General features: G+C 72.6%; 11 protein-coding genes. All 11 read left to right on the top strand.

Annotated features, from left to right (window positions below; all coding sequences use genetic code 11):
* Positions 1–143: 143 nt before the first annotated feature.
* On the top strand, positions 144–956 hold the full coding sequence (locus AB0B98_RS28740) for a sugar nucleotide-binding protein (RefSeq protein ID WP_357366643.1): 813 nt from the start codon (positions 144–146) through the stop codon (positions 954–956).
* A 178-nt stretch (positions 957–1,134) separates the two neighbouring features.
* The gene (locus tag AB0B98_RS28745; protein ID WP_357366645.1) at positions 1,135–1,740 is read left to right on the top strand and encodes a helix-turn-helix domain-containing protein; all 606 of its coding nucleotides are present in this window, start codon (positions 1,135–1,137) and stop codon (positions 1,738–1,740) included.
* A gap of 58 nt (positions 1,741–1,798) precedes the next feature.
* Positions 1,799–3,085: an MFS transporter gene (locus AB0B98_RS28750; protein WP_357366646.1), complete on the top strand. Its 1,287-nt coding sequence runs from the start codon at positions 1,799–1,801 to the stop codon at positions 3,083–3,085.
* A gap of 163 nt (positions 3,086–3,248) precedes the next feature.
* On the top strand, positions 3,249–3,461 hold the full coding sequence (locus tag AB0B98_RS28755; protein ID WP_124855015.1) for a hypothetical protein: 213 nt from the start codon (positions 3,249–3,251) through the stop codon (positions 3,459–3,461).
* Between the two features lie 74 nt (positions 3,462–3,535).
* The gene (locus AB0B98_RS28760; protein ID WP_238669224.1) at positions 3,536–5,074 is read left to right on the top strand and encodes a replication-associated recombination protein A; all 1,539 of its coding nucleotides are present in this window, start codon (positions 3,536–3,538) and stop codon (positions 5,072–5,074) included.
* Between the two features lie 2,432 nt (positions 5,075–7,506).
* Positions 7,507–8,202 (top strand): hypothetical protein, encoded by a 696-nt coding sequence (locus AB0B98_RS28765; RefSeq protein WP_357366741.1) that lies wholly within the window; start codon positions 7,507–7,509, stop codon positions 8,200–8,202.
* A gap of 150 nt (positions 8,203–8,352) precedes the next feature.
* Positions 8,353–8,817, top strand: a complete 465-nt coding sequence (locus AB0B98_RS28770) for a DUF948 domain-containing protein (protein WP_112677951.1) — start codon at positions 8,353–8,355, stop codon at positions 8,815–8,817.
* Between the two features lie 30 nt (positions 8,818–8,847).
* Positions 8,848–9,153 carry a hypothetical protein gene (locus tag AB0B98_RS28775; RefSeq protein ID WP_091401860.1) on the top strand — a complete coding sequence of 102 codons (306 nt, stop codon included), beginning with the start codon at positions 8,848–8,850 and terminating at the stop codon, positions 9,151–9,153.
* Entirely contained in the window at positions 9,150–11,828 is a 2,679-nt protein-coding gene (alaS, locus tag AB0B98_RS28780) for an alanine--tRNA ligase (protein ID WP_357366649.1), read from the top strand. Before AB0B98_RS28775 ends, alaS begins: the two co-directional genes overlap by 4 nt.
* A 72-nt stretch (positions 11,829–11,900) precedes the next feature.
* The gene (gene ruvX, locus AB0B98_RS28785) at positions 11,901–12,359 is read left to right on the top strand and encodes a Holliday junction resolvase RuvX (RefSeq protein ID WP_238671622.1); all 459 of its coding nucleotides are present in this window, start codon (positions 11,901–11,903) and stop codon (positions 12,357–12,359) included.
* On the top strand, positions 12,359–13,555 hold the full coding sequence (gene mltG / locus AB0B98_RS28790) for an endolytic transglycosylase MltG (protein WP_357366651.1): 1,197 nt from the start codon (positions 12,359–12,361) through the stop codon (positions 13,553–13,555). The genes ruvX and mltG overlap by 1 nt, the downstream gene beginning before the upstream one ends.
* Positions 13,556–13,564: the final 9 nt, after the last annotated feature.

Below are 13,564 nucleotides of genomic sequence, written 5' to 3' on the forward strand. Positions count from 1 at the left end.
TGCCCGGGGGGCGGTCCGGGTCTGCCCCCTCTCACCCCCCCCCCCGCCCCCGGCCATCCGTTGGTTGTATAACCTGGTTTGCGTCATCATCGCCCCGCGAGATGACGCAAACCTCTTGATCGTCTGTGGGGGAGTGGACCGGGATGCGGGTGCTTGTCGTCGGGGGTAGCGGTTTACTGGGGCGGTCGGTTTGTCGGCGGGGGGTCGACGCCGGGCTCTCGGTGGTGGGGACGTTTCACTCGGGTGAGATCGCTGTGCCGGGTGTCGTGGCGAGGCGGCTGGACGTGACCGATCGGGCCGCCGTGCGCGCGCTGGTCGCCGAGGTGCGGCCGGACGCCGTGGTCGGGACCCCCTATCGGTACGGCGACTGGGCGGTCACCGCCGATGGGGCCGCCCACGTGGCGTTCGCCGCCGCCGAGGTGGGTGCCCGGCTGGTGCACGTGTCCAGCGACGCGCTGCACGCCGGACGACCCGTGCCGTACGCCGACGACGAACCACCCACGCCGGTGCACGCGTATGGTGCCGCGAAGGCGGCGGCCGAGACCGCCGTACGGGCGATCGACCCGAGCGCGGCGCTGGTGCGGACCTCCCTGATCGTGGGGGAGGGCAGCAAGCAGATCCAGCTCTGCCGGGACGCGCTCGCCGGCCGGGCCACCCTGTTCAGCGACGAACTGCGCTGCCCGATCGACGTCACCGACCTGGCCGACGCCGTGCTGGAGCTGGTCGCCTCGACGTACGCCGGTCTGCTCAACGTGGCCGGCCCGGACGCGGTCAGCCGGGCCGAGCTGGGCCTGCTGGTGGCCGCGCGATACGGCCTGGATCCGGCCGGGCTGAAGACCACCACCAGCGCGGCCACCGGGCTGGTCCACCCCCTTGACGTACGCCTCGACTCCACCCGCGCCGCCGGCCTGCTGCGGACGCGACTGCGCGGGGTACGCGAACTCCTGGCGCCCTAACCCGCCCCACCCCAAGCGCGCGGCCGTCCCACCCCCGCGATCTCGCACTTCCGGTGGCGACAAAAGGGTCTTCAGTGAGCGAGACGAAGACCGAAACCGCAAGATCGCGGAGAGATGTATGCACAGTTTCTATGCACAAGCGTTGTGCATAGAAACTGTGCAGAGATAGTGTGCAGTCATGGCGAACGACGAAGACGTCCCGCAGCCAGCGCTGCGTGAGGTGCGGATCGACAAACGGCAGGTCCGGGTGCTGGCGCACCCGCTACGAATGCGGTTGATCGGAGCGCTGCGCGTGAAGGGGCCCGCCACCGCGACCACCCTCGCCGAACTGCTCGGCACCAACACCGGTGCGACCAGCTACCACCTGCGCCAACTCGCCGAGGTCGGGCTCGTCATCGAGGACCCCGACCGGGGCAGCGGGCGGCAACGATGGTGGCAGGCGGCGCACGACGTCACCAACTGGGAGCCGTCCGACTTCGACGACGACCCCGACGCCCGGGCCGCGATCGAGTGGATCCAGGGCGACCAGGTGCGTCTCCTCGCCGAGACCGCCGACCGCTGGTTCGCCACCCAGCACGAATGGTCACCGGCCTGGCGGGACGGCTTCGGCATGAGCGACACCCTGATGACCATCCCACTGGCCCGGCTCGACGAACTCAAGAACGAGGTGTGGCAGTTGCTGGAGCGGTACCGCCAGGAGGCCGAAACCGCGGACCCGACCGATCCGGAGGCCCAGCCCGTGCAGATCTTCCTGGCCGCCTACCCGCTGCGCGAGGGCCTCTGATGAGCGCGAGGAGTGAGCCGGTGCTGCGAGCCCCGCAGTCGAGAAGTGAGGGATTGTCATGAGTGCGCTGACCGTACGTCAGATCCGACGTCGTTACCTCACGCTCTACGGCCTGCGCTGGCTGCCCACCGGTCTGATGATTCCGGTGATGATCCTGCTGATGCAGGAGCGGGGCCTGTCGCTGCCGCAGATCGGTCTGGTCGGCACCGCGCAGGGGCTGTTGGTGCTGGCGCTGGAGCTGCCCACCGCCGGGATCGCCGACGCGGTCGGCCGCCGACCGGTGCTTCTCGCCGCCGGGGTGCTCAACCTCGCCTCGCTGGCGCTGTTCGCGGTGGCCGACTCGTTCTGGCTGTTCTTCCTGGTCTGGGCCCTGCAGGGGGTCTACCGGGCGCTGGACAGCGGCCCGTTGGAGTCCTGGTACGTCGACGCCACGCTGGCTGTCGACGCGGAGGCCGAGTACGAGCGTGGCCTCGGGCATGCCGGCACCGTGGTCGGCGCTGCGATCGGTGGTGGCGCGTTGCTCAGTGGCGGTCTGATCGCGCTCGGCCCGATCGGGCCGGTCAGCGCGCTCACGGTGCCTGTCCTGGCCGCCATCGTCGCGCAGGCGGCGGCGCTCGTCGCACTGGTAGTGCTGCTGGTCGAGCAGCGGTCGGCCACCGGGGTCGCGGCGCTGCGGACCTCGGCCGCCCAGGCGCCCCGGATGATCGGCGAGGCGCTCGGACTGCTGCGCCGGTCCCGGGTGCTGCTGGCGCTGGTCGCGGTGGAGCTGTTCTGGGGCTTCGGCATGGTCACCTTCGAGTCACTGCTGCCGGTACGGCTGGCCGAGGTGATCGGCGACCCGGAACGCGCCGCCGCGCTGCTCGGGCCGGCGAACTCGGTCGCCTGGCTGGCCTCGGCCGCCGGCGCGGCGCTGACCCCACTGCTGTTGCGCTGGTTCGGCGCTGCCCCGGGCGCGGCGCTCCTGCGCATCCTGCAGGGTGTGACGGTGGTCGGGATGGGGTTGTTCGCCGGGCCGGTCGGGGTGCTGGTGGCGTACCTGGCCTGCTACGCCGTGCACGGGGCGTCCAATCCGCTGCACAGCGGGCTGCTGCACCGGCAGGTGGACGGCCCGTACCGGACCAGCGTGCTCTCGCTGAACTCGATGATGGCGCAGCCGGCCGGTGCGCTCGGTGGGGTGGCGCTGACCGCGCTCGCCGCTGCCACCAGTGTCGGCACCGCGATGGTGGTCGGCGCTGTGGTGCTGGCCGTCGCCGCTCCGCTCTACCTGCCCGCCTGGCTGGCCGGCCGTCGGGCCGCACCCGCCGTCGAGCCGACCCCGGTCCCAGTTCCCGCCGCCGACCGGTAGGGAACACCCCTCGCCTGACCGGCCGCCGGCCGGTCAGGCGAGCGGTCGGGCTGAGCGGGACCGGGCGGCCGTGGCACTGGTGCCTCCACCGTGGAGATTGGCGAGTCGACCGATTGGGTACATCATGCGCCGACCTACTGGGAACCCCCACCGGAGGACCGACATGCTCGCCATTCTCGCGGCCATCGTCTTTGGCTTCGCCCTGCTGCTCGACCTGCTCGGCACCGACTTCGGAGCGCCGGACCTGTTCAACTGGAACACCCTCGTACTCATCGGGCTCCTTCTCCTCTCGCTCTACCTGGCCGGTGTGGGCAGCGGCCCGCGCGGCGGTGGCGGCGGCCGCTGGTACCGGGGCCGTCGCCCCGGGCGTGGCTGACCGGAACCGATCACCGGTGGCGGGCCCGCGGCGCGATTCCGGCGTCGTGGGCCCGGCCCGGTACTGTCTTCGTGATGGAGTCCGACGCCCTCTTCTCCCTCGGTGAACCCGCCGGGTCGCGCAGCGCGCCCGACGGTCCCGCCGGTGTCGACGGCTTCACCGCGGTGGCCGACGATTCGCCCCTGCCCGTCCGGATGCGCCCGGTGACCCTCGACGAGTTGGTCGGGCAGGAGCACCTGCTCGCTCCCGGCGCACCCCTGCGGCAACTGGTCTCCGGCGGGGCTCCGATGTCGGTGATCCTCTGGGGCCCGCCGGGCAGCGGCAAGACCACAATCGCGCACCTGGTGGCCGGTGCCACCGACCGCCGCTTCGTCGCCATGTCGGCGCTCTCCGCCGGAGTGAAGGACGTCCGGGCGGTGATCGAGGCGGCACGCCGCCAGCGCCGTTCCGGTGGCCCACAGACGGTGCTCTTCATCGACGAGGTGCACCGGTTCAGCAAGACCCAACAGGATTCACTGCTCGCCGCCGTCGAGGACCGCACTGTCACCCTGCTGGCGGCCACCACCGAGAACCCGTACTTCTCGGTCATCTCACCGCTGCTGTCGCGGTGCGTGCTGCTCACCCTGCAACCGTTGGACGACGAGGCGGTGCGGGGCCTGCTGCGCCGCGCGGTCGCCGACAAGCGTGGCCTGGACGGCGCACTGGCCCTGACCACCGAGGCCGAGGATCACCTGGTCCGGCTGGCCGCCGGCGACGTCCGTAAGGCACTCACCGCCCTTGAGGCGGCGGCGGCCTCCGCGACGGCCCTCGGCGGTGGGCGCATCGACCTCGCCACCGCTGAGCAGGCCGTCGACGTGGCGGCAGTGCGCTACGACCGCGACGGCGACGCCCACTACGACGTGGTCAGCGCCTTCATCAAGAGCATGCGCGGCTCGGACGTGGACGCGGCGGTGCACTGGCTGGCCCGCATGCTGGTCGCCGGTGAGGACGCCCGGTTCATCGCCCGTCGTCTGGTCATCTTCGCCAGCGAGGACGTCGGCATGGCCGATCCCGGGGCGCTGAGCGTGGCGACGGCCGCCGCGCACGCGGTCGAGTACGTCGGGCTGCCCGAAGCGCAGCTCAACCTCGCCCAGGCGGTGATCCACCTGGCCACCGCGCCCAAGTCGAACTCGGCCACCACCGCCATCGGCGCCGCCATCGCCGACGTCCGGGCCGGTCGCGGTGGCCCGGTGCCACGCGGGCTGCGCGACGCGCACTACGCCGGTGCCCGAGGGTTGGGCCACGGGACCGGCTACCGCTACCCGCACGACGACCAGCGCGGCGTGGTCACCCAGCAGTACGTCCCGGACGACCTGGTGGGCACCGACTACTACCAGCCCAGCCCGCACGGCGCGGAGCGGTCGGTGGCCGGCAGGTTGCCGCTGCTGCGCCGGATCGTGCGCGGTCTGCCGGCTCCTGCCGGGCGTCCGCAGACGCCGACATCCGAGCCGTCCGTAACGGCGCAGACCGCGCCAGCGCTATCCCCGGGGGCCGCCCGTCCGACGACGGGCACGGATGCCCCCGGCACGATGCAGGACAGCGGCACCGACGCCGCAGGAGAGGGTCAACAGTGAGATCGCGTGGTGGGGACCGCCCGGACGAGGGCCCGGACGAGCGGCGCGATCCCCGCGCCAAGACCCGCCGTTGGGGTCGCGGCCGGGCGGCTGAGCCCGAGCCGGAGGAGCCGGTCGCCGGCGAGGAGTTCGGCTGGATCGACGACCTCCGCTCGGCCAAGCAGCAACGCACCGAGCTGGGCCCGGACGGCGCGCCGGCGGAGCCGAACCGGCAGCGCGGGGGCATGCCGCCGGCAGACCCGGCCGGGCCGCCGGCACAACCCACAGCGCGTACGGCGGGAGGGCCGGCCGGTGCGCGCGGCAGTGCCCCGGAGTCCCCGGCGCCGCCGGCCTCGCGCCAGCCTGAACAGGGCGGTGCCGCCGCCCGTCGACCTGTCGACGGGCCCTGGCCCGGGGAGACGCCACCAGCGGATCGTCGCCCGGACAACCGGCCACCCGCCGCCGGCCCCGCACCCGGGCAGCCGCCGCGCCGCGGCGTGCAGCCGGTGCCCGGCGCCCGCGCCGCCGTACCCCAGTCGCCACCCGCCGCCCGCCCGGGCGGGGGTGACCCGGCCGGCCCGCCGGTGCCTCGTTCGGCACCCGACGCGCCCGGCGGCCCGGCCCGTTCGCGCGGTGCCGCCGCCCCTCCCGGCCCACCCGTGGGCCCACCGTCCTCGGGCCCCCAGGCCGGTCGTCGCCCGGACGCCCCCGCGTCGCCGGCCCGCCGTCCGGACGCCGCTGTTCCGCCGGGCCGTCATCAGGACCCCGCCGCGCCCGACGCCATGCCGCCGCTGCGCCGTCCGGATGCCGGTCCGCCGGTCCGCCGACCCGGCCCGGAGCAACAGGTCGAACCCGGTCGTGCCCGGCCGCCCGCCGACGGCACGCCCGCCGGTCGCCGCGCCGCCGGCTCGGCACCCGACCCGACGCGGGCCGGCGGAGCACCCGCCGCCCCCGGGCCGGCCCGCTTCGACGGCGCGCCGGCTGGTGTCGTGCCGCCGGCCGCGGACAGCCTGCGGCCCGACCCCGCCATCGACAGTGACCCGCGTACCGCCCGGCGTCGTCCGGGCCCGGCCGACCCCGGTGCACCCGAGCCCGCCGGGCGCGCGTCGGAGGGTCGCCGTCCGACAGCCGGCGGGCGTCGCCGCGCCGCGGAACCCGACGAGCCGGTGGTGCCCCGCTCGGGTAACGCGCCACCCGTGCCCCGCTCGGGGAACGCGTCGGCGGTGCCCGAGGCGACCGGCGCGCACAGCGGCGCCCTGCCCACCACCGGCCCCGCCGACGGCACCGGTCGCCGCCGGGTCGTCTCCGATGAACCGGAACGCCGAACGCCGCCCGGCGGCGAACCCCGCCCGGACCGGCCGGACCGCCCGGAGCGGCCAGCGGACTGGCTGCGCCAGGCCGGCCGCCTGCCACACACCGACCCCGGCCTGCCGGTGGTCAACCGTCGAGACGGCGGTCCGCCGGCCGGGGGTCGCCGTCCGGCGTCGCCCACCGGGTCGGGAGACCTCGTCGACCAGGCGTCCGGTCGGCTCGCCGTGCCCGACCCGGCCGCGGAACGCGGCGCCGCCCGCCGGCCCGCCGGCCCGCCGGCCGACCCGGGTGCGGACGCACCGAACGGTCGTCGGGCGGTCCGGCCCGACGGGTCGGGATCCACCGGAGAGCACGCCCTCACCTACCCCCCGCCGCCCGGTGACCGCCCCGCCCGTGGGCGGGGCGCTGCGGCGGTCCCGACTCCGGACCCCACTGTCCAGCGCGGCCGTGCCGTGGCGGGGCCCGGCCCGGACGCACCGCCCGCCCCGGATCCGACCGGCCGACGACGGCGTGGACCGGCCGAACCCGGTCCCGACGGTACGGCTGTCCCCGGCCGACCCGGGCCGGTGAGCGACCACGGCGACGACCCCTACGCCGGTGGTCGACCCGGCGCCGGTCCCGCCGCTCGGGGCGCTGCCCGCTCCGTCCCACCGGGCCGGGCCCGCCCCATCCCGGGCGACGCGCCGGCACCCGGCGCCGCGCGCCGTGGCGCTGACGGCCCCCTGCGCCCCGGCCCGGGTGGCGATGCGGCACCCCGGGACGCGACCCGTCCGGACGGTCCGGCTCGTGCGGCAGTGCCGCCGGGTGTCGACGGTCCGCCACGTTCCCGTCCGGACGGTCCGGCTCGTGCCGCCGTCCGCCCACCCGGCGGGCAACCGCCAACCGACGACCGGGCGACCGGTGAGCCCGGGCCGGCCCGTGGTGCGACGCCGGCCGGGCGACCCGCGCCGGCCGACCGTGCCGCCGGACGCGCAGCGCCTCCGAATCGGGAGCCCGGCCGTGCCGAGCCGAGCGGTGTCGCACCCGTGCCGCCGCCCGGACGCGCCGCCGAGCCCGTCGGCGTGGCCCGCGCCGCCGCCGTGGTGCCCTCAGTGCCCGGCCCGGTGGACCGGCCGGAACCGGAACCCTCCGACGGGCCGCCGCTGCGCCCGGCCGGTCAGGACGCGCCGGACGACGACGCCGCACCGGGCGCCCGCTCCGAGGAACGCCGGCAGACCCGTGAACGACGCCGCCTGCGCGCGGCGGTGTTGGTGCTGGTCAGCATCGTGCTGCTCGGCGCGCTGCCGCTCTTCTTCGGCATCCGGACGCTGAGCCGTGACCCGGTCTTCGACAACCTGGACCAGCTCGGCGTGCCCGGCTGGGCGGCCGCGAAGACTGTCGACGACGTCAGCGGCAGCCGCTGGTGCCTGCTCGACTGCCGGCTGCGGGAGCGCACGGTGACCTCGGAGAAGGCGCCAAAGGAGACGGCGCAGGTCTACGAGGACGCGCTGCGCCAGGACGGGTGGCAGCCGTGGAAGGTGAGCCGCTGCCCGGAGCAGCAGACGAAGGGCAGCTACACCTGCTGGCGTCGCGACGAGTTGACCCTCGACCTGTGGGTCCGCGAACCGACCTGTGTGCCGCCGCCGGTGGACGGCGAGCCGGCGATCGTGCCGTCCGGCGACCCGTCGGCCGCTGCGACCGAGTGCACCGGCTCGTTGGTGTCGGTGAAGGTGCGCAATGCGATAGACGACGAGCGGACCAGGCCGCAGCCGACCACCGACCCGTCACTGACCGGTGAGGATCCGTTCCCAACTGTCAGTGCGGATCCGCTGGGTGAGCAGACACCCTCACCGTCCTGAGCCGGTCTCCATCACGGACGGTAGGGTCTGGGGCTGGCGGGCACGCCCGTCACCGGTGACCGCCGACGGCTCGGCGGCCGGTACGGGTGGCATGGTTGTGCGTTCCGGGGACGTCGGGTCCTGCGGAACTTCTGCTTGAGGAGGACAGGCGTGGGCGACATTGGAGCGATCGCGGCGCTGATCGCGGCATCCGCGTTCGCGGTGCTGGTGCTCATCCTGACGCTGCCCATCCTGCGGCTGCGGCACACGGTTGACGCCACCACCCGCATGATCAACGACCTGAACGACCGGACCGCGCCGCTGCTCGGTGACGTGAACACCACTGTGAAGAACGTCAACACCGCCCTGGAGCAGGTGCAGACCTCGCTCGACGGTGTGAACCTCCAACTGGCGAAGGTCGACACCATGACCAGCCACGCGCAGAACGTCACCGCCAACGTCGCCAACCTCGCCACCGTCGTCTCCGCCGCGGCCGCCAACCCCCTGGTCAAGGTTGCCGCATTCGGCTACGGCGTGCGCAAGGCCGCCGCCGGCCGCCGGCACGCCGAGACCGAGCGCGAGGTACGCGACACCATCAAGCAGCAGCGACGGGCCGCGCGACGCGGCAACAGCTGACCGACCCGGCGCACCAGGAGGTAGCGGGACATGAGGCGCTTGTTCTGGCTCGGCATCGGGGTGGCCGTCGGGGTGATCGTGGTCCGCAAGGCGACCCGGACCGCGCAGGCGTACACGCCGGCGGGCATCGCCAGCTCGCTGACGGAATCCGCTGGCGGGCTCGTCGAGTCGCTGCGTAGTTTCGTGGAGGACGTCCGGGTCGGGATGGCCGAACGCGAGCAGGAGATCCACCACGCGTTCGCCCAGGGCGAGGCGTTCGACGACAAGTTCGCCGACCTGCGGGAAGACCCGCGAATCGGCGATCGAGAAATCTTTCCGGAGGAACACCAGCGATGAAGACGGCGGAGATCAAGCGGCGGTACCTCGCGCACTTCGAGGCGAATGGCCACACCGTGGTGCCGTCCGCTCCGCTGCCCGCCATCAGCGACCCGAACCTGCTGTTCGTCAACGCCGGCATGGTGCAGTTCGTCCCGTACTTCCTGGGTCAGCAGACGCCCGCGTACCAGCGGGCGGTGAGCGTGCAGAAGTGCATCCGTACCCCGGACATCGACGAGGTCGGTAAGACCAGCCGGCACGGCACGTTCTTCCAGATGAACGGCAACTTCTCCTTCGGTGACTACTTCAAGGCCGGCGCGATCCCGCTGGCCTGGGAGTTGTCCACGAAGCCGATCGCCGAGGGTGGGTACGGGCTGGATCCGGAGCGGATCTGGCCGACGATCTACCTCGACGACGACGAGGCGTACGAGATCTGGCGGTCGGTCGGCGTGCCGGCCGAACGGATCGTGCGCCGGGGCAAGGCTGACAACTTCTGGTCGATGGGCATTCCCGGGCCGTGCGGTCCGTCGTCGGAGCTGTTCTACGACAGGGGCCCGGAGTACGGCCGGGAGGGCGGTCCGGCGGTCGACGAGGACCGGTACATGGAGTACTGGAACCTCGTGTTCATGCAGTTCGAGCGGGGTCCGGGCACGACCAAGGAGGACTACCCGATCCTGGGTGACCTGCCGGCGAAGAACATCGACACCGGCATGGGCCTGGAGCGGATGGCCTCGATCCTGCAGGGTGTGGACAACCTGTACGAGATCGACGAGGTCCGGCCGATCCTGGCCCGGGCGGCCGAGCTGACCGGTAAGCGCTACGGCGCGCACTCCGGGCACGTGGCCAGCGAGTCGCACCCGGACGACGTGCGGCTGCGGGTCATCGCGGACCACGTGCGCACGGCGCTGATGCTGATCGGCGACGGCGTGACCCCGTCCAACGAGGGCCGCGGCTACGTGCTGCGTCGGATCATGCGCCGGGCGATCCGGTCGATCCGGTTGCTGGGCTGGCAGGACCGGGCGCTGCCTGAGCTGCTGCCGGTGGCGCGGGACTGCATGGCGCCGTCGTACCCGGAGCTGGCCACCGACTTCGACCGGATCGCTGATTACGCGTACGCGGAGGAGGAGGCGTTCCTGTCCACTCTGCGGGCGGGCACGACGATCCTGGACACCGCGATCGCGGAGACCCGCACGGCGGGTGGCTCGGCGCTGTCCGGCGCGAAGGCGTTCCAGTTGCACGACACCTACGGCTTTCCGATCGATCTGACCCTGGAGATCGCCGCGGAGCAGGGCCTCACCGTCGACGACGAGGGTTTCCGGCGGTTGATGGCCGACCAGCGGACCCGGGCGAAGGCGGACGCGCAGGCCCGCAAGACCGGGCACGTCGACCTGTCGGCGTACCGGTCGGTGCTCGACGCGGGTGGTCCGGTGACGTTCACCGGGTACAGCGAGGTGTCCCGCGAGTCGACGGTGCGGGCGCTGCTCGGCGCCGACGGCCCGCGCCAGGCGGCGACCGAGGGCGACACCATCGAGCTGGTGCTGGACACCACCCCGTTCTACGCCGAGGGCGGTGGTCAGCAGCCCGACCACGGCATGATCACGGTTGGTGGCGGGCAGGTCGAGGTGCTCGACGTGCAGCAGCCGGTGCCCGGCCTGATCGTGCACCGCGCCCGGGTGGTCCGGGGTGAGGTGCGCGCCGGTGAGGCCGGCTTCGCCGAGATCGACGCGACGCGGCGTCGGGCGATCTCCCGGTCGCACACCGCCACGCACCTGGTGCACCAGACCATGCGCAACTTCCTCGGCGAGTCGGCCACGCAGGCCGGGTCGTTGAACGCTCCCGGTCGGCTCCGGTTCGACTTCAACACCCCGACCGGGGTGTCGCCGAGCGTCCTGCGCGACGTGGAGCAGCAGGTCAACGAGGTGCTCCTGGCCGACCTGGAGGTGCACGCCTTCATCACCTCGTTGGAGGAGGCGCGGCGGATCGGCGCGATGGCGCTCTTCGGCGAGAAGTACGGCGAGGAGGTGCGGGTCGTCGAGGTGGGTGACTACGCCCGGGAGCTGTGCGGTGGCACGCACGTGGCCCGTTCGGCCCAGCTCGGCCTCGTGAAGATCCTCTCCGAGTCGTCGATCGGGTCCGGTGTGCGCCGGGTCGAGGCGCTGGTCGGCATGGACGCCTTCGGTTTCCTGGCCAAGGAGCACCTGCTGGTCTCCCGGTTGGCCGAGCTGTACCGGGTGCCGAACGATCAGGTCGCCGACCGGGTGGAGCAGACCGTCACCCAGCTTCGGGACGCCGAGAAGGAGCTGGAGAAGCTACGGGCCCAGCTGGTGCTGGGTGGCGCGGCGGCGCTCGCGGCGCAGGCCAAGGACGTGCGCGGGGTCGCGTACGTGGGCACCGAGGCGCCGGAGGGCGCGGCCGGCAACGACGTGCGCACCCTGGCCCAGGAGATCCGCGGCAAGATCGACCCGGCGCGGCCGGCGGTCGTGGCGGTGGCGGCGCGGTCGAACGGCAAGGCGTCACTGGTGGTGGCTGTCAACGCGGCGGCCCGCAGCCGGGGCCTGGCCGCGTCGGATCTGGTGAAGGCGGCGTTCTCCGGGCGCGGCGGTGGCAGCCCCGACCTGGCTCAGGGTGGCGGTCTGCCAGCGGCCGAGGCACCGAACCTGCTGCTCACCGTCGAGAAGGCGATCACCGAGGCGTGATAGATCATCACTGTGAGTCAGGGCGGGCCGATTGGTCCGCCCTGGTTCGTTCCCGGCCGGCGGTGACGTTCGGTGGCTGAGTCGACGCGTGGTGTGCGGATCGGCGTGGATGTCGGTCAGGTGCGGGTGGGCGTCTCCCGCTCGGATCCGGACGGAATCCTGGCAACGCCGCTGGTCACCCTGGCCCGCGATCTCACGGCAGCGCCGGACGCGGTGCCGAGCGACCTCGCCGAGCTGGCCGCGCTGGTGGCCGAACACGAGGCCGTCGGGGTTGTCGTCGGTCTTCCGGTCAACCTCGCCGGCAAGCACGGCCCTGCGGCCGTCCATGTGAAGGCGTACGCTGACCGACTGGTCGATGTGATAGCGCCTGTCCCGGTAACGCTCACTGACGAGAGGATGTCGACCGTGGTCGCTTCTCGTAGGCTTGCCGAGCGTGGCGTCCGAGGTAAACGTCAACGTGCGGTTGTCGATCAGGCGGCCGCGGTGGAGATCCTGCAGAGCTGGCTGGACGCGCAGCGGAGGCGGACGTAATGATCGACGATCTGGATCTTGGGTTCGACGAGCCGGAGCGGGGGGAGAAGGGTCGGCACCGGCGCGGCTTCCGCAAGGGCAAGAGCGGGTCCGGCGGCGGCGGCCGGGGCAAGACATTCCTGGCCCTGCTGATGGCCCTGTTGCTGTTGGGCGGCATCGGTGGCGGCGCGTTCTACGGCTTCGACCGCATCCAGAACTACTTCGTCACCCCCGACTACGACGGCAGCGGGGCCGGTGAGGTCACCGTCGAGATCAAGAACGGCGCGTTGATCGCCGACATGGCCGACGCCCTCGTCGCGGCGGACGTGGTAAAGAGCCAGAAGGCGTTCATCGAGGCGGCCGAGGCCAACTCGCGCAGCAAGAACATCCAGCCGGGCACGTACAAGCTGCGCAAGCAGATGAGCGGCACGAACGCGGTGACCGCGATGCTCGACCTGAAGAACAAGATCGTCAACGGGCTGACCATCCCCGAGGGCCGCACCAGCTTCAACATCTACAAGTTGCTCTCCGAGAAGACCAAGATCCCGGTCAAGGACTTCCAGGCCGCCGCGAAGGACCCGGAAGGGCTCGGCGTTCCGGACTGGTGGTTCAAGCGCGGCGACGGCAAGAAGAGCGTCAAGTCCGTCGAGGGCTTCCTCTTCCCGGACACGTACGAGATCCCGCCGAAGTCCACCGCCGAGAGCATCCTCAAGCTGATGGTGAACCGCTTCCTGTCGGTGACCGGTGAGATGAAGTTCGCCGACCGGGTGCAGGAGGAACGCAAGGTCAGCCCGTACGAGGCGCTGATCGTGGCATCCCTCGCCCAGGCTGAGGCGGGCAACAAGGACGACCTCGGCAAGGTCGCCAGGGTGGCCTACAACCGCGCGTACGGCGAGTTCCCGTGCAACTGCCTGGAAATGGACGTCACCGTCAACTACTACCTGGAGTCGATCGGTAAGCCGACCAAGTCGTCCAAGCAGATGACGGCGGCCGAGTTGGACGACCAGAAGAATCCGTACAACCGCAAGCTGCCGGGCATGATCCCCACCCCGATCAACAACCCGGGCAAGCAGGCCCTGGAAGGGGCGATGGACACGCCGGCCGGCAAGTGGCTCTACTTCGTGGCCATCGACGATAAGGGTCATTCCGCGTTCGCCGAGACGTACGAGCAGCACAAGCGCAACGAGAACAAGGCCAAGGAGGCCGGCATCATCTGACCGGCCGGG

Source organism: Micromonospora sp. NPDC048947, from assembly GCF_040649495.1.
GTDB lineage: Bacteria > Actinomycetota > Actinomycetes > Mycobacteriales > Micromonosporaceae > Micromonospora > Micromonospora alfalfae.